Source organism: Streptomyces sp. NPDC000983 (genome assembly GCF_040299205.1).
Classification (GTDB): Bacteria; Actinomycetota; Actinomycetes; order Streptomycetales; family Streptomycetaceae; genus Streptomyces.
Genome location: NZ_JBEPBM010000001.1, coordinates 18,607 through 34,893 on the forward strand (window position 1 = coordinate 18,607; position 16,287 = coordinate 34,893).

General features: G+C 75.0%; 11 protein-coding genes. 7 read left to right on the top strand and 4 right to left on the bottom strand.

Annotation, left to right across the window (positions count from 1 at the left end; all coding sequences use genetic code 11):
• Window positions 1–9: 9 nt before the first annotated feature.
• Entirely contained in the window at window positions 10–1,455 is a 1,446-nt protein-coding gene (gene xylB / locus ABT296_RS00070; protein ID WP_351922050.1) for a xylulokinase, read from the bottom strand.
• Between the two features lie 156 nt (window positions 1,456–1,611).
• Here xylB and xylA point away from each other — a divergent pair, with 156 nt between their 5' ends.
• Together xylA and ABT296_RS00080 are read left to right on the top strand one after the other, a co-directional pair.
• Window positions 1,612–2,778 (top strand): xylose isomerase, encoded by a 1,167-nt coding sequence (gene xylA, locus ABT296_RS00075; protein ID WP_351922051.1) that lies wholly within the window; start codon window positions 1,612–1,614, stop codon window positions 2,776–2,778.
• A 221-nt stretch (window positions 2,779–2,999) separates the two neighbouring features.
• Entirely contained in the window at window positions 3,000–3,446 is a 447-nt protein-coding gene (locus ABT296_RS00080) for a hypothetical protein (protein ID WP_351922052.1), read from the top strand.
• Window positions 3,447–3,510: 64 nt separating this feature from the next.
• Here ABT296_RS00080 and ABT296_RS00085 read toward each other — a convergent pair whose 3' ends face one another.
• The 3 genes from ABT296_RS00085 to ABT296_RS00095 all read right to left on the bottom strand — a co-directional run bounded on the left by ABT296_RS00085 (window position 3,511) and on the right by ABT296_RS00095 (window position 9,122).
• Window positions 3,511–4,851, bottom strand: a complete 1,341-nt coding sequence (locus ABT296_RS00085; protein ID WP_351922053.1) for an esterase-like activity of phytase family protein — start codon at window positions 4,849–4,851, stop codon at window positions 3,511–3,513.
• A gap of 144 nt (window positions 4,852–4,995) precedes the next feature.
• Window positions 4,996–6,264: an SWIM zinc finger family protein gene (locus ABT296_RS00090; RefSeq protein ID WP_351922054.1), complete on the bottom strand. Its 1,269-nt coding sequence runs from the start codon at window positions 6,262–6,264 to the stop codon at window positions 4,996–4,998.
• Entirely contained in the window at window positions 6,264–9,122 is a 2,859-nt protein-coding gene (locus tag ABT296_RS00095) for an SCO1167/SCO6262 family helicase (RefSeq protein WP_502977152.1), read from the bottom strand. Before ABT296_RS00095 ends, ABT296_RS00090 begins: the two co-directional genes overlap by 1 nt.
• 282 nt (window positions 9,123–9,404) lie before the next feature.
• Here ABT296_RS00095 and ABT296_RS00100 point away from each other — a divergent pair, with 282 nt between their 5' ends.
• The 5 genes from ABT296_RS00100 (at window position 9,405) to ABT296_RS00120 (ending at window position 16,189) form a co-directional block, all read left to right on the top strand.
• Window positions 9,405–9,587, top strand: coding sequence for a tail-anchor membrane protein (locus ABT296_RS00100; protein ID WP_351922056.1), 183 nt, complete (start codon window positions 9,405–9,407; stop codon window positions 9,585–9,587).
• A gap of 365 nt (window positions 9,588–9,952) precedes the next feature.
• On the top strand, window positions 9,953–11,080 hold the full coding sequence (locus tag ABT296_RS00105; protein ID WP_351922057.1) for a sugar-binding transcriptional regulator: 1,128 nt from the start codon (window positions 9,953–9,955) through the stop codon (window positions 11,078–11,080).
• Complete coding sequence (locus ABT296_RS00110; protein WP_351922058.1) at window positions 11,080–11,745, top strand: type VII secretion system-associated protein; 666 nt, start codon at window positions 11,080–11,082, stop codon at window positions 11,743–11,745. The genes ABT296_RS00105 and ABT296_RS00110 overlap by 1 nt, the downstream gene beginning before the upstream one ends.
• Window positions 11,742–14,888, top strand: a complete 3,147-nt coding sequence (locus tag ABT296_RS00115; RefSeq protein ID WP_351922059.1) for a hypothetical protein — start codon at window positions 11,742–11,744, stop codon at window positions 14,886–14,888. Before ABT296_RS00110 ends, ABT296_RS00115 begins: the two co-directional genes overlap by 4 nt.
• Window positions 14,888–16,189 carry a hypothetical protein gene (locus ABT296_RS00120; RefSeq protein ID WP_351922060.1) on the top strand — a complete coding sequence of 434 codons (1,302 nt, stop codon included), beginning with the start codon at window positions 14,888–14,890 and terminating at the stop codon, window positions 16,187–16,189. Before ABT296_RS00115 ends, ABT296_RS00120 begins: the two co-directional genes overlap by 1 nt.
• Window positions 16,190–16,287 lie beyond the last annotated feature (98 nt).

The window sequence follows — 16,287 nt, forward strand, 5'->3', positions numbered from 1 at the left end:
TGGGTGCCGTCACCGGGCCGATGGGCTCCGTTCCAGCAGCGGGGCCGCGTCGGAGAGTACCCCGGCGATCCGTGCGAGCGTCGCCTCGTCCCGCTCCACGGCGTCCAGGACGGGGCCGGCGGCGGTGTTCCAGCGGCGGGCGACGGCCGCCGGGTCCTCGCCGGTCAGCAGGCCGGCCGCCTGGGCCGCGGCACCGAGCGCCACCAGCTCCTTGGCCTCGGGGACCTGCACCGGGCGGCCCGACAGCCGCCGTACCGTCTGCTGCCAGGCGGTGCCCCGTGCGCCGCCGCCGATCAGCAGCAGCGGCGCCGAGCGGTCCGCGTCCGCGTCGAGCACCAGGTCGAGCGCGCCGAGCAGGGAGTGCACGGCGCCGTCGTAGGCGGCCTGGAGGAGCTGGCCCGCGGTCGTGTCGTGGCGCAGGCCCAGCAGCAGCCCCGAGGCGCCCGGCAGGTTCGGGGTGCGCTCGCCGTCCAGATAGGGCAGGAGCGTGACGTCCGCCGTGGGCTCCACCGCCTCGCGGTCCAGGCCCAGCAGGGCCGCCACGCGGTCGACGGCGAGGGTGCAGTTCAGGGTGCAGGCGAGCGGCAGCCAGTCGCCGTGCGCGTCGGCGAAGCCCGCCACCGTGCCGGTCGGATCCGCGGGGCGGTTCCTGGCCACGGCGTACACCGTGCCGGAGGTGCCCAGGCTGAGCACCGGGGTACCGGGGCGCAGGCCGAGGCCGAGCGCGGCGGCGGCGTTGTCGCCGGTGCCGGCGGCGACCAGGGTTCCCTTGGCGAACGGCAGGTCGTGATGGGTGCGCACGGTGCCCGCCACCTCGCCGGGCCGCACCACGCGGGGCAGCAGTGCGGGGTCCAGGCCCACGTGCGCGAGGGTCTCCTCGTCGTAGGCCTCCGTCCCCGACGCCCACCAGCCGGTGCCGGAGGCGTCGCCGCGGTCGGTCGTGCCCTGCCCGGTGAGGCGCTCGGTGAGGTAGTCGTGGGGGAGCCGTACCGACTGCGTCGCGCGGACGGCCTCCGGCTCGTGCTCGGCCAGCCACGCCCACTTCGTCACCGTGAAGGAGACGCCGGGCACGCTGCCGGTGCGTTCCGCCCAGCCCTTGGGGCCGCCCAGTTCCTCGACGAGACGGCGGGCCTGCGGGGCGGAGCGGACGTCGTTCCACAGGATCGCCGGGCGGACCGGCTCGCCCCGCCCGTCCAGGGTGACCAGGCCGTGCTGCTGGCCGCCGATCGACACCGCGGCCGCCTCGCGCGCGGCGTCACCGCACTGGCGCAGCGCCTCGCACAGGGCGTCCCACCACTGCCGGGGGTCCGATTCGCGGCCCGCGCCCGAGGACACGGTGTGCGGGGCCTGGCCGCTCGCGACGACCACCCCGGTGGCCGCGTCCACGACGAGGGCCTTGGTCGACTGGGTGGACGTGTCCACGCCGACGACGAGCGGTCCTTCGGCTGCTGACATCGGGCTCTCCTCCTGTGCGGCTCGGGTTCCCTGCGGCTCGTGTCCTGACCCGAGGACACCTGTTCTCTTCCCAGGGACGCGAGTGCATACTAATTTGTAAAGTGCCATGACGAAATAGTCGGCAGCAATCAGTCGGAGCAGGCGAGGAGCCGCGGCATGAACTACCAGCCCACCCCCGAGGACAAGTTCACCTTCGGCCTGTGGACCGTCGGCTGGCAGGGACGGGACCCCTTCGGCGACGCCACCCGGCGCGCCCTCGACCCGGTCGAGACGGTCCAGCGCCTGGCCGGGCTCGGCGCCCACGGCGTCACGTTCCACGACGACGACCTGATCCCCTTCGGGTCCTCCGACACCGAGCGCGAGGCGCACGTCAAGCGCTTCCGGCAGGCCCTGGACGCCACCGGCATGGCCGTGCCGATGGCCACCACCAACCTCTTCACCCACCCCGTCTTCAAGGACGGCGCCTTCACCGCCAACGACCGCGACGTGCGCCGCTACGCCCTGCGCAAGACGATCCGCAACATCGACCTGGCCGCCGAGCTGGGCGCGAAGACCTACGTCGCCTGGGGCGGCCGCGAGGGTGCCGAGTCCGGCGCCGCCAAGGACGTGCGCGTCGCCCTGGACCGCATGAAGGAAGCCTTCGACCTGCTCGGCGAGTACGTCACCGACCAGGGCTACGACCTGCGCTTCGCCATCGAGCCCAAGCCGAACGAGCCGCGCGGCGACATCCTGCTGCCCACCGTCGGCCACGCGCTGGCGTTCATCGAGCGCCTGGAGCGCCCCGAGCTGTACGGCGTCAACCCCGAGGTCGGCCACGAGCAGATGGCCGGGCTGAACTTCCCGCACGGCATCGCCCAGGCCCTGTGGGCGGGCAAGCTCTTCCACATCGACCTCAACGGCCAGTCCGGCATCAAGTACGACCAGGACCTGCGCTTCGGCGCCGGCGACCTGCGCGCCGCCTTCTGGCTCGTCGACCTGCTGGAGAGCGCCGGGTACGACGGGCCGCGCCACTTCGACTTCAAGCCGCCGCGGACCGAGGACCTGGACGGCGTGTGGGCGTCCGCCGCGGGCTGCATGCGCAACTACCTGATCCTCAAGGAGCGCGCCGCCGCCTTCCGCGCGGACCCGCAGGTCCAGGAGGCGCTCAAGGCCTCGCGGCTGGACGAGCTGGCGCAGCCCACCGCGGCCGACGGCCTCCAGGCGCTGCTCGCCGACCGTGCCGCCTTCGAGGACTTCGACGCCGAGACGGTCGCCGCGCGCGGGATGGCCTTCGAGCAGCTCGACCAGCTCGCCATGGACCACCTGCTGGGGGCGCGTGGCTGACCGGTCACCCGCGCGTGCCGGTGCCGCGTGCGGGGCGCACCCACCGGGGTTGCGCTTCGCGCGTGGCACCGCGCCGTGCGCGTCGGCCGTGGACCGGGGGCGCGCGATTTCGCCGCGCGACCCCGTGGAACACGGCGGAATCGCGCGGTCCGTGAGATCGGCGGGTATCAACTTCCGCGAGCCGCTCGCGTGATCGCGGCCCGGGGGCGACGCTGGACGGTATGGCCATTCCGCCCGTACCGCCTCAGCCTCCCGGTCCGCCGGGCGACACACCGCCCGCGGGCGGTGGTTACGGACCGCCCCCCGACGGCTTCGGACCGCCCCCCTACGGACCGCCACCGGACGACGCACCGCCACCGGGCGGGGGCCCCGGCAGGCGGTTCAATCCGCTCCTCGCCCTGCTCGCGGTGCTGGTGACCTGCGGGGCCGTCGCCCTGGTGGTGATGCTGGCCTCGGGCGGCGACGACCCGCCTGCGGAGAAGTCCCCGTCCGAGAGCAGCGCGAGCGCGAGGCCGTCCTTCAGCATCCCCACCGAGCTGCCCAGCAGGCTGCCGAGCGAACTGCCCACCTCACTGCTGCCGTCGGGGTTCCCCACCGAGGTGCCGAGCGATCTGCCCAGCGCGATCGAGTCGCTGCTGCCCGACCTCGACGACGTGGAGCTGCCCTGAACCGGGAACGGCACACGCGCGTGGCCGGCCGGAACCGACCGCCACGCGCGCGTACCGGTGTCCGTCAGAGGCCGCGCGGCAGACGGACGTAGACGACCTTCGTCTCGATGCCGCTGTCGACCAGCCGGCCCTGCGCGTCGAACGCGCCGGTACCGTCGCTCATACCGAAGTCGTTGTCGTTGATCAGGGCCAGCGTGCGGTGGTCCACGCGCGCGACGCCCTCGATCTTGCCCGGGATCCCCGCGACCGTGCCCAGGTCGACGACCAGCTTCTTGGCGAGGACGGGCACGCCCGCGGCGGCGGGGTCGTCCAGCTGCTCCAGCGACGGCGAGGTGGTGTCGTCGTCCCACACGTCGCCGAGGATGTCCGACTTGCGGTCGAGCCGCACCAGGTGCAGCCGGGCGGCCTTGTCGGTGCGCTCCTCCACCAGCAGCCGGTCGCCGCCCACTGCGACCACCGAGGAGATCTTCAGCTCGGAGGTGTCGTCCTCGCTCGGGTCCACCACGTTCACCGCGTCGAAGCGGTACGCGTACTCGGCGGTGACCGCCTTCTTCTTAGGCGAGAAGCGCAGCAGACGGGTGGTGCGCGAGTTCTCGCCGGCGTCGCCGTCGGGCAGGGAGAGCGGGCTCTGCACGGCCAGCACCAGGTCACCGCCCGGCAGTTGGGCGAGCCCCTCGAAACCGCGGTTGATCTTTCGGTGCAGCAGCACGGCGGGCAGCGCCTCGACCACCGGATAGCCGGCACCGGTCAGGTTCAGCCCCTCGGGCACGTACCGCGTGAGCACCTTGCCGCGCGCCGAGACGTGCACCAGCGAGGGCCCGTACTCGTCGACCAGCCAGAAGCTGCCGTCCTCGGCCCGCACGATGCCCTCGGTGTCCAGACCGTTCGGGTTGTACGACAGGGCCGTGGTCGCGTTGTACGAGTACGGCGCCTCGTCGCGGCCCTCCTGGTTGGACAGCCCCGTCACCGGCTTGCCGGAGGAGGTGGTGATCGGGATCGCGTCGATCACCCGTACGGATCCGCCGGTGACACGGATCTTGACGATCGCCGGGTCGAAGCCGGGCACCGGGAAGGTGCGGCGCTTGGTGCCGTCCACCTTGATCTGGCCGTTGGGGCCGCGGTCGGTGACGGTCCAGAACTCGCCCTCGCGGCCGGTCGGGTAGATGTCGCTGCCGATGCCGCCGAGGTCGACACCCCGGTCGTCGGCGACCGTGCCCGGCAGCAGCGCGTTGCTGAACGCGGCGAGCGGGATGTCGCCGAGGGTGGCGGTGGAGACGACCCGGGCGTCGTCGGACGGAGCGCCCGCGGCGGGCCCGGTGGCCGCGAGGACGGCCACGACGGCGAGGGGTACGCCCGCTGCGACGGAACGGTGGACGCGGCGCCGGCCGGTGGCGTGCGGGGACATCGGGGCCTCCTGAGGACCAGGTTCGGTGACAGTGGCCAGATTTGGCCCCTGTGCCGAACGCTGCGCGATCAACGGGTGAACGGGGGACGTCGGTCGATCGTCGAGCCGACGTCCCACCTCCCTTCCGCGCGCCGGACCCCCAGGTCACCGCGGAGAAGCGGCCCCGACTCCCGCGGAGGCGAGCGCGGTCGCCGGGTCCCCCGCCGGGCCGCCGGCCGGCACCCAACGGCCCCGCTCCTTCAGATACGGCCACCAGCGGCCGTCCCCGTCGAGCCGCACCTGCGCCGTCGTACCGACGGCCGTCCAGCGGTTGCCCCGGGCCCGCAGCGCCGGCCGCTCGTCCTCGTCCCAGGCCGATTCCAGGGCCGCACGCGCGCGTGCGAGGGCCTCGCCCTCCACCGTCCACTCCTCCTCCAGCACGGACAGCGCCGCCGCCCCGCCCAGCTCCCAGGCCCGCACGGCCAGCGCCAACTGCTCCCGGCCGCGCCCCGAACCGGCGGCCAGCCGTTCCGCCACCGCCGCCCCGGCCGCCCCCGCGGCGAGCCGGACCGCGTCCTGGGACAGGGGCAGACCGACGGGCACCGCGTGCTCCGGCCGCCCGCTCGAAGCGGCGCCCAGCAGCCGGTGCGCCTCCGCCGCGGTCCGGGCGGCGAGGTACTCCAGGGCCACGAAGTCGGTGCCCGCCGGCGCCGGCGTCTCGGTGTCCAGGGAGGGCGGCACCCCCGGCTCGGCGGGGCGTGCGGGGAGTCCCGGGAGCGGCGGCAGGATGTCACCGGCCGCGAACGCCTCCGCCGCGTCCACGCCCTCCGGCTCCGGCGCCGCCACCGCGGGGGCCGCGCTGCGGGCCTGGAGGTCGTCCAGCAGGGCGCGTTCACCCCGGCCCCGCATCAGCAGCAGCACGAAGGGGTCCTGGTCCAGCAGACGCGCCACCTGGTAGCACAGGGCCGCCGTGTGCCCGCAGTGGTCCCAGGCCCCGCAGTCGCACTCCGGTTCCAGGTCGCCCAGGCCCGGCAGCAGTTCGACACCGGTGGCCGCCGCGTCCTCGACCAGGTGCGGCGGCATGTCGCGGTCCAGCAGCGCCGCCACATGTCCGGCCCGCTCCACGGCCGTGTCCAGGAACCTGTCCCACTGCTCACCCGACAGCTCCTCCAGCACAACGTCCGCGCGGTGGAGCGTGCCGTCGCGGTCCCGGACGACGGCCGTGATCCGCCCGGGGCGGACCGACACCGCGCCCACGGCGCCCGCACGCGCCAGCCGGCGCCCCGCCTTGAGCTGTCCAAAGTCCAGCGCCGTGTCCTCCAGCGCCTTCAGCCAGGCCCGGCCCCACCAGGTCTGCGCGAAGCCCCTCCCGGCCGCGGGAGGCAGCGCCCCGAACGTGCGCTCCACGTCCGCGTACTCGTCACGCCCCGCCATCACGCGCCCCCTCGCAGTTCGACCAGCTCGGCCAGTTCGGCGTCCGTCAGCTCCGTCAGCGCCGCCTCACCGGAGCCCAGCACGGCGTCGGCCAGTTCCTTCTTCCGGCTCAGCATGTCGGCGATCCGGTCCTCGACGGTGCCCTCGGCGATCAGCCGGTGCACCTGCACGGGCCGGGTCTGCCCGATGCGGTACGCGCGGTCGGTGGCCTGCGCCTCCACCGCCGGGTTCCACCAGCGGTCGTAGTGCACGACGTGCTCGGCCCGGGTCAGGTTCAGGCCCGTGCCCGCGGCCTTCAACGACAGCAGGAACACCGGCACCTCCCCGGCCTGGAAACGGCGCACCTGCTCCTCCCGCTCCGCGACGGGCGTACCGCCGTGCAGGAACTGCACCTGCACACCGCGGGACGTCAGATGCCGCTCGACGAGCCGCCCCATGCGCACGTACTGCGTGAAGACCAGCGCGCCCGCCTCCTCGGCGAGGATCGTGTCGAGCAACTCGTCCAGCAGCTCCAGTTTCCCGGACCGCCCGACGGCCCCCGGCCGCTCCTCCTTGAGGTACTGCGCCGGGTGGTTGCAGATCTGCTTCAGCCCCGTCAGCAGTTTCACGATCAGCCCGCGCCTGGCCATGCTGTCCGCCCCGGCGATCTCCGCGAGGGTCTCGCGCACCACCGCCTCGTACAGGGCCGCCTGCTCCTCGGAGAGCGACACCGCGCGGTCGGTCTCGGTCTTCGGAGGCAGCTCGGGCGCGATCCCGGGGTCCGACTTGCGGCGGCGCAGCAGGAACGGGCGGACCAGCCGGGCCAGCCGCTCCGCGGCGACCGGATCCCGGCCCGCCTCCACGGGCTGCGCGTACCGGGAGCGGAAGGTACCGAGCCGGCCCAGCAGGCCGGGCGTCGTCCAGTCGAGGATCGCCCACAGCTCGGAGAGGTTGTTCTCCACCGGGGTGCCGGTGAGCGCCACGCGTGCGCGCGCGCCGATCGAGCGCAGCTCCCGCGCGGTGGCCGAGTACGGGTTCTTCACATGCTGGGCCTCGTCCGCGACGACCAGGCCCCAGGGCACCTCGGCGAGCCGGCGCGCGTCCAGGCGCATGGTGCCGTAGGTGGTGAGCACGAACTCCCCGTCGGCGAGCGCCGCCAGGTCCCGCCGGGCGCCGTGGAAGCGCCGTACCGGGGTGCCGGGGGCGAACCGCTCGATCTCGCGTTGCCAGTTGCCCATCAGCGACGTCGGACACACCACCAGGGTGGGACCGGCCGAGGCGGGGTCCGTCTGCCGGTGCAGATGCAGCGCCACCAGGGTGATCGTCTTGCCCAGTCCCATGTCGTCGGCCAGACAGCAGCCAAGACCCAGCGAGGTCGTACGGGCCAGCCAGCTCAGGCCGCGCCGCTGGTAGTCCCGCAGGGTGGCCGCGAGCGCCGCGGGCTGCGGCACCTGATCCTGCCCCTCGGGGTCGGCCAGCCGCTCCCGCAGACCCGCCAGCCACCCCGTCGGCCGCACCTCGACGGTGCGCCCGTCCATCTCGGCGGAACCCGTGAGCGCGGCGCCCAGCGCGTCCACCGGGGTGACCTTGCGGTCGCGCCGGCCGCGGGCCCGGCGCACCTCCTCGGGGTCGATGAGGACCCACTGGTCGCGCAGCCGCACCAAGGGCCGGTTGGCCTCGGCGAGGCGGTCCAGATCGTCCCGGGAGAGCGCCGCACCGCCCAGCGCGAACCGCCAGTCGAAGGAGAGCAGCGCGTCGGCGGACAGGAACGACGGCGTGTCGGCGGCGAGCCCGGTGGGGCCGGTCTCCTCGTCGGGCGGTCCGATCACCGCGTGGGTGGTCAGCTCGCGGGCCAGCTCGCGCGGCCAGTGCACGTCGACACCCGCCCCGGCCAGCGTGCGTGCCCCGGTGGAGAGCAGGTCGGCGACCTCCTCGTCGGCGAGCTCCACGGCGTCCGGCACGGTGGCCGCGAGCAGCGGGGTCAGGGGCGGCCACGCGCGCGCCGCGCGCCGCAGGGCGAGCAGGGCGTCCATCCGCGCGCGGGAGTCGAAGGCCGAGGCCCCGGCCCACACCTGGGAGGCGTCCGCGACCAGCGCCCGGTCGACGGCGCCGTGCACCTGGAGGACCGCGCGGAAGGCGTAAGGCGCGTCCGGTTCGAGGGCGTCGGCGAGGCCGGGGACCTCGATCCGCAGTGACAGGCGTACGCCGGCGTCGTGGCCGGCGGCGACATCGGCGGCCCACGCGCGATGTCCGGGCAGGCTCTGCGGCTCCGGCGTCGCGTAGGCGGGCTCGCCGGTCACCAGGGGGGCCGCCGCGGTGCGCGGCAGGGTGTCCGCCACGGCGTCCAGGAAGGCGCGCAGCAACCGCTCGGGGTCGGGCAGACGCAGGGGGGCGGGGGCGGGCCGCGTCGGTACGGAGTGGGCTTCCGGGGGCATGGCGGCGGCCAGTCGGCGGACGTCCTCGATGTCCGCCGTGCCGAGCGGGCCGACGCGCCAGGCGTCGTGGTCCCCGGGGGAGAGGCCGGGCAGCAGCAGGCCCCGCGCCACGAAGTGCAGGGCGAGCAGGGCCGCCGAGCCCCAGAACGCGCACGCGCGATGAGCCCCCTGCGCGGACCGCGCGCCGAGCAGCACCGGCAGGGCCTCGCCGAGGGGCAGGAGTACGGCGCGGACGGTCACCCGCTCGACGCCGTCCGGGCCGGGCCTGACGACCGTCAGTTCCTCGGCCGACGCCCCCTCGACGAGTGGGGGGTTCGAGCCGTCGGGGCACCAGAAGGCGACCCTGCCGGTGCGTGCCGGATCGCCGGGCACGAACACGGCGCAGTGGTGGGCGGGTTCGAAGATCTCGGACTGTGGTGCGGGGGAAGCCTTCTGCGCGGCTATGGCGGATTCCTCAAACTTGACTACTGGGAGCGGAGTCGCCGAGGGTACAGCAGTCGGCGGCCCGACCCGGCATGACGGGGCTGTGTTCCGCGTCACTTGCGTGGGAGGGTGGCAAGTGTCCCGGTGCGAGGGCGGGCGTCCCTGCCGCCGCCGTGGGAGGGGTGGAGGACCAGTAGGGGGTGCATCTCAGGGGCGTCTCAGGGTCCGGGTCCGGAACTGGGTCGGGCGCGGACCCGTTTTCAAGGCAGAGAGCGGCAGTGCGCCGCGGAGGAGGCGACACACATGACACGGAACCACAAGATCGCCGCAGGGGGTGCGGCGGTCGGGATCTTTCTGCTCATCTGGCTGCCCTGGTGGGCGGCGCTCCTGATCATCGTCGGCGTCCCGGCCGCCGCGTACCTCGCGCTCGACCCGTCGCAGCGACGCAGGCTGCGCCGCGGTGGCCGCAGGGAGCTCGGCCGCTGAGGCGGGAGGCTTCGGGCCGGCGGGTCCGGTAGGGCGGGCTCGCCGGTCGCCGGTCGCCGGTCGCCGGTCGCGGGTCTGTGGGTGGTGCCCTGTGGGTGGCGGGCCGGTAGGGGGGTGGGCCCGTCGGTGGTGGGTCTGGCGGGGTGTGCCCGGCGCTCGGGGGTCGGTGGGATGTCGGCGGCGCGCCGGTCGCGCGGCGGGTCCCGTCCGTGCCGATGGCGCCGTCGGCGGTCGACTCACGCCTCACTTCGGCCCCTTGCGTCACCCAGTGGTCGCCTTCTCGTCATGTGTTACTCACTTCGCCCGGATGAACTGATGTGCGGAGCAGGTGAGTTGACGAATCGACGAGAGTGCGGAGAGCGGACATGGCCGAGCCGGCCGAAGTGGTGGCGTTACCCCCGCCGATCGACACCCTTCTCGCCGCCGCCGTCGCCAGGCGCTTCTACTTGGAGAACCGGTCCAAGGTGGAGATCGCCAAGGAGTTCGGCATCAGCCGGTTCAAGGTGGCCCGCCTGCTGGAGGCGGCCGTCGCGCACGAGATCGTCCGCATCGACATCACGGTGCCGGCCGAGGTCGACGTCCCGCTCGGACGGGCGCTGACCGAACGGTTCGGACTCCGGCACGGCGTCGTTGTCGGCCTGTCCCGCGGCCAGGGCGGTACGGCGGACCCGCGCCAGACCGGCCGCTGGCTCGGTATCGCGGCTGCCCGGCTGATCTCCGAGATCGCGGAGGAGGGCGACGTCCTCGGACTGGACGGCAGCCACACCGCGGACGCCTTCAGCGAGGCGGTCGGCCGGCTGCCGCTGTGCGACGTGGTCCAGTTGACCGGGGTGCGGGGGCGGGACCTCGCCCACGACTCCGCGATCGCCGCGGTCCGCCGTACGGCCGCGGCGGGCGGCGGGCGGGCGTACCCGCTCCATGTCCCGTTCCTCCTGCCGGACGCGGCGACCGCCGCGCTGCTGCGCAGCCAGCCCGCCACCGCCGAGGCCCTGGACCGGTTCGGTCTCGTCACCAAGGCCGTCGTCGGCGTCGGCGCCTGGGACGGCCCGCACTCACCGGTGCACGACGCCCTGTCCGAGCGGGAGCGTCACACGCTCCGGGCGGCCGGTGCGTGCGCGGAGGTGGCCGGTCAGATCCTGGACGCCGACGGGCGGCCGGTGGCCACGGAACTGACCTCCCGCACGATCTCCGTCGACGTCGCCGGACTCCACGAGGTCACGGAGCTGATCGGGGTCGCCTCGGGCGGGCGCGACACCGGGGCGATTCGCGCCGCGCTCAAGTCCGGCCTGCTCACCGGGCTCGTCACGGACGCGACGACCGCGCGCCTGCTGCTCTGGCACGACGAGCCGGACGGCCCGGCGCAGGACGGCGGGGCGCAGGCTGGTGTGGCTACGGGTGGCTCGGTGCAGGCCGGCTCGGCTCAGGTCGGCGGGGCGCAGGCCGTCCTGCCGGAGGCCGTTTCGGTGCGGGCGAACTCTGGACGAGGCGCGTGATGAGTGAGCAGGGTGAGACGCTTCCGCCCGTCCCGGACGACATCCGTGAGGCGGGTCGACTCGCCCCTGACCACTGGCTCGGGGTAGTCGACCCGACGTGGTCCGGTGCGGAGCGCCCGCCGCCGTGGGCGCTGACCGGACGGTGGCGGTCCGCCGCGGACGGCGAGATCGTCGAGTGGGAGGACAACCCCGAGTACCGGCCCTCGCCCCGCGCGCTCGGCTGGCCCGAACCCGAGGACGACGTGGACCGCGCCGTCCAGCTCGCGTCCACCGGATACGGGCCGGCGGAGGCGGTCCCGGCCGCGCTCGCCGGACGCGAGGTGGCCGTGCTGACGGCGCCGGGCGGCGGTCCGCTGAGCGCCGCCGCGTCCGACGGGACCGCGGTGGTGGCGGTGTTCACCTCGTCGGTGTTCCTGCACACCACCGGCCGGTTCGCCTTTGAACTCGTCACGGTGGAGGACCTGTTGACGCGCATCCCCGAGGGGCACGTGCTGTATGTGAACCCGTCGGCCGCGGTGAGCATGCTGCTCGATCCCGACACCGTGCGCGGCGCCGGCCGCGCGGACGCGGCGGGGCAGGGGGCTCCTGGTGCCGCCACCTCCGACAGCACCGTGCCGCGGGTGCTGGTCGAGGCGGTCCGGTCCGTTGGAGGGACGGCAGCGTGAGCCGCTGGTCATCAGTGATTCCCGGCCGGCGGCGCAGGCCCGGATCGGGACCGGACCGCGAGCCGGGCCGGACGGTCCCCGGTGGTTCCGCGGCAGTCGGCGGGCGCGGTGGTCCGCCGGTCGAGGACGTGGACGGCGTGCTGCTGGTGCGCTCGGTCGAGGACGACTCGTTCCCGCTGGACGCCGTCGCCGAAGTGGCCGGAGCCGTCGGCGGGGACGAGGACGTCGTCACCGTGATCGTCGGCACCGCCGCCGGGGGCCCGGCGCCCGACGCCGAGCACTGGGCACGGCTCGGCGCGCTGCTGGACTCCCTTCGTGAGCGGGGCACCGACCGGATCCGGCTCGTGATGTCCGGCGCCGGAGCTGACCGGCCGGACCGGCCCGGCGTGGCCCGCCGTATCGCGGACGCCTGGGAGATCGAGGTGACCGCTCCGGACGGCGCCGTACTGATCACGCCCGGGGGCGTGCTGTTCGTCCACGGCGACTCCGCTGCCGGATGCGGTTGGTGGAGGTTCGCGCCCGGTGCCGAACCTCGGCGGCTGGGCAGACGAGCACCGGTGCCCGCCTGGGAGGAGGCGCTGGACGGGGTGCCCGTGCGGACCTCGGGAGGCTGTGTCGTCGACCGGGTGCCGGCGGGTGTGGTGATCCGGCCCGCCGACGCGCCCGGTCCGGCCCCGGACGACCTGAGCTTCTCCGTGCCCGTCGACTTCGAACGCCTCACGGTGCTGGTCGGTGCCCCGCAGGCGGAGGACGTCGCCGCCGACGAGGTCGCGGCCGTGCTCGCGGGGCTGCCGACGGCGGAACGCGCCCGTGCGCGGCTCGCGCCCGGCGGGCGGCGCGATCTGCTCCGGCTCGGCCAGTCGGTCGCCGAACTGCTGGGCACCGAGGTGGAGGTGCTCACCGGACTTCCGTTGCTCGACGGCCACGCGGCGCCCGGAACGTCACCCCGGCCCACGCTCGTGGGGCGGGACGGACGGCCGAGCTGGCGGCCGTTCGTGTCGTCCGTGCTCTGCGCGCCCACCGCGGCGGACGGGCGGACCCCCGCGCCCACGCCGGTGAGGCTCCACCTGCCCGAGTGGATCCTCGGCGGCACTGAGCCGGGCACCGTACGGCTGACGGACCGCTGGCAGGCCACCGTGACCCGGGCCGGACTCGCCCTGTGGGCACCGGGCGGGCCGCGCCCCGCACCGGCCGGAGGGGCGGTGGACCCCGATACGTGTGCCGTCGAACTGGGCGCGCCCGGACAGCCGTTGGACGACAGCCTGCTGCCCGCCCTCGCCCTGCTCCTGCGCGGTCTCGGCACCGATCTCCGGTCCCGCACCACCCTGATGGTCCGCGGCAGACTCCTCGCCGGCGACGGACCCCTGCGCCGGCTCGCAGCGGAACACGGTGTCCCGGGCATTCGCTACGTCACCTCCGCCCGGTCGGGGCCGGCCGGGCCGACACGGGCGACCGGGCTGACCGCCGGGCTCCGGCCGGACGCCGAGCGACCCGGCACGCCGGACGGGCCCGCCCGGGGTGCCGTGCGGGGAGCGGGGGTGCCTCGGTCCGGTGGGGCGAGCGTCGACTCGGCGGTCTCTGGGGCGGCGGCCTCCGGCGCTGCGACCGTCGGAGCGGTAACGACCGGACCGGCGACCACTGGAGCGGCGACCGTCGGACCGGCGACCGTCGGCGCTCCGACCGCCGAGCCCGGCGGTGGAACGTCCGGCCCGGACGGCGAAGCAGGCGCCGAGGCGAACTCCGCCAGCGCGAGCGGGACTTCAAAGCCTGGCTCATCTGCTGCCCTGCGACGGCCGGACACGACCAGTGGCGATCCCACGCCGCCTGCCGTTCGGGGCCCGGGAGGCGACGGCAGCGCGTCGGCGGAGCCTGTTCAGCCGGACGGCCGTACGGAAGGGAGCGCGGCTGTCGAAGGCCGGTCGGCGGTCGGCCGTGCGGGAGCGGCGGGCAAGCCGCCGCGGGCTCCCCGGCGCGGCGAGTCCGCCGAGGAGAAGGGGGCCGAAGGCGCTGCCCGGACCACTGGCCCGCAAGCCGCCGACCCCGCGGCACCGCCCGGAGGGGGTAAGCCCGCCGTGTCCTCGGAACGCCTCATGGAGGGGAGCCCGGCCGAGGCGGTCGAGGGCGCCTCGGGCACTCCGAACACCGGCCTCCCGGTACCCACGCCTCCCGCGCCGCAGCGAACCGCCGCCCCCGCACCGGCACCCGAAAACGCACGCGGACCGGCATCCGAACCGGCACCGGCACCCGAACCACCCGCACCGGCACCTCGACCTGCCCCCCAACACCCCCGCACCGGCGAGGCACCCGCCCGTACTCCCGCCGCCGCCCTCCCCTTCGTCCCGGGGCATGTCAGTTCCGCCGCCGAGCGTGCCGCGTTCCGGGACGCGTCGGCCGGTGCCTGGGAGGGACACGCCGCGGCCGTTTCCCGGGTCCTCACCCGGCTGCCCGCCCTCCGTGGCCACGAACTGGAGGTCGCGCGCACCGACCTGGTCGCCGCGCACGCCTACCTCACCGCCGAGGAAGGCCCCCTGCACCACCGCGAGTTGATCCGCGACCTGCGCACCGGCGAGGGCCGGCTGATGCCCTACGCCGGCTGCCTGGCGTCCGCCCTGCGCAGGCTGCCCTCCTACCGGGGCGTGGCCCTGCGCGGCGGCGTCGCCGACGGTGCCGACCCCGCGACCGGCTCACTGTTGCAGGACCCGGCACCGGTCAGCGCTCTGGCCGGCACGCCTGCGCTGCCCACCGGGACCCCCGTGCGCTACGCGATCTGGTCGGTGACCGGGCGCACCGTTCGCCAACTGCACGCCCACGGCTCCCCGGGGACGTACGAGGAGATCGTCTTTGTACCGGGGACCGGCTTCCGGGTGCTCGGGGTGCGGGCCGTGCCGGGCGCGCCCTCCGTCGTACTGCTGCGTGAGCTGCCCGGGAACGCCACCGCCTACATGGACGGGTCGGAGGAACTGAGCGGCCTGGACCTCAAGGCGCTCGCACACCTCGAACAGGCGCTCGCCAAGGGGCTGCGTGCCGGTGAGGCGGCGGAGTGGCCCGAGCGGTGTTCCGGTCCCCTGGGCCAGGACGGACAGCCGGAGAGGACCGCACCCCATCACCCGTCACCCCACAGTTCGCACGCTCAAGGAGAATGATGGCCAGTCAGAACCAGTCAGCCCCCGACGGGCCCGAGTCCGGCGGCGGTCCGTCCGTCCGGCGCGCGGTCTCCCTCGGGGCCACGGCGGCCGACCCCGGCCCGATGCTGGCACCGGCCGCACCGCGTACGGCCGCCGGACCCGCCCCCGCCGGAGCCGTTCCGGAGGAGGAGACGGCGACGGCTCCGGAGACACCCGCGGGTGCCGCCGCCACGAAGGAGAGCCCGAAGCGGGAGAGCGCGGAGCAGGAGTCCTCGCGGCAGGAGCGCCCCGAAGCCGAAGCCCAAGCCGAAGTAGAAGCCGAAGCCGAACGCGGCACCGGAACCTCAGCCCGAGCCGCAGCGGAGGGCGAGAGCGCCGGAGAGGCGGCCGCCGGGGTCCGGGCCGTCCCGGACACCAACGCCGGCACCAACGTCGGCACCGACGCAGACCGCGCCGCGGCGGCCGGTGCCGGGGCCGCCGGTGCCGGTGGGGCGGACGGGCCTCCGACCGGTAACCCGAAGAAGCCCCTCCTCGCCGCCGCCGGGCTGGTCGGCGTGGTCCTGCTCTCGGTGCCGCTGCTGATCTGGGCATCCGACGACTCGGACGGCAAGAAGAAGGACGTGGCGGTGGCCGCCGGATCGGACACCCTCCTGGAGGAGGACTCCCTGGAGGCGCCGAAGGGCGACTACGCCCCGGCCGAGCCCACCCCGGAGCCGTCGTCGAAGAAGCCGTCCGTCAAGCCGAAGCCCGTCGTGAAGGAGCCGGCACCGGCCCCACCCTCGACCCCGGCGAGCGAGCCGACCGCCACGCAGAAGACGGCGGAGACCAAGGTCAAGGAGAACAGCCCGCCGAAGCTCCCTCCGAACACCGCCGCGTACGCCGTCCAGCGGCTCGCCGCCTCGAACGCCGGCCGGCACATCTGCTACCGGGTCCATGTGAAGGGCTCCGGCTGGACCGCCCCCGCCTGCGACGGCGCCACCGCGGGCCGGGAGGGCGGCGGGCGGCCCATCACGGCCATCAACGTGGCCGTGGCCAACGCGAAGCGGGTCAACGGCAACGAGTTCATCCAGAAGGACGGCTGGACCACCGAGTGGTCCGGCGCGGCGGACGGACTGGACCTGGTCCTGGGCAGCGCCGCCTCGAACGCGCCGAACCTCAGCGGCTTCACCATCGGTGTCGAGGCGGGCAACGTCTGCCAGAACCACAAGCTCGGCGGCCACGGCTGGGGCGGGCTAGCCTGCGAGTCGCCCCAGGGCTGGATCTTCGGCGGGACGCTGGAGCCCCAGTGGTGGCTGGAGGCCGTCCGCTTCACCGTCTGACCGGCGCCCGGACGCCCGCCGCCACCGTCTGACCGCGCCCGGCGCGCCCGGACGCCCGCCGGCACCGTCTGACCGCGCCCGGCGCGCCCGGACGCCCG

Bases quoted from the DNA above. Each gene is read 5' to 3' on its own strand.
- ABT296_RS00080 (WP_351922052.1), top strand. From the start codon at position 3,000: ATGGCCATTCCGCCCGTACCGCCTCAGCCTCCCGGTCCGCCGGGCGAC.
- ABT296_RS00100 (WP_351922056.1), top strand. From the start codon at position 9,405: ATGACACGGAACCACAAGATCGCCGCAGGGGGTGCGGCGGTCGGGATC.
- xylA (WP_351922051.1), top strand. From the start codon at position 1,612: ATGAACTACCAGCCCACCCCCGAGGACAAGTTCACCTTCGGCCTGTGG.
- xylB (WP_351922050.1), bottom strand. From the start codon at position 1,455: ATGTCAGCAGCCGAAGGACCGCTCGTCGTCGGCGTGGACACGTCCACC.
- ABT296_RS00120 (WP_351922060.1), top strand. From the start codon at position 14,888: ATGGCCAGTCAGAACCAGTCAGCCCCCGACGGGCCCGAGTCCGGCGGC.
- ABT296_RS00085 (WP_351922053.1), bottom strand. From the start codon at position 4,851: ATGTCCCCGCACGCCACCGGCCGGCGCCGCGTCCACCGTTCCGTCGCA.
- ABT296_RS00105 (WP_351922057.1), top strand. From the start codon at position 9,953: ATGGCCGAGCCGGCCGAAGTGGTGGCGTTACCCCCGCCGATCGACACC.
- ABT296_RS00090 (WP_351922054.1), bottom strand. From the start codon at position 6,264: ATGGCGGGGCGTGACGAGTACGCGGACGTGGAGCGCACGTTCGGGGCG.
- ABT296_RS00110 (WP_351922058.1), top strand. From the start codon at position 11,080: ATGAGTGAGCAGGGTGAGACGCTTCCGCCCGTCCCGGACGACATCCGT.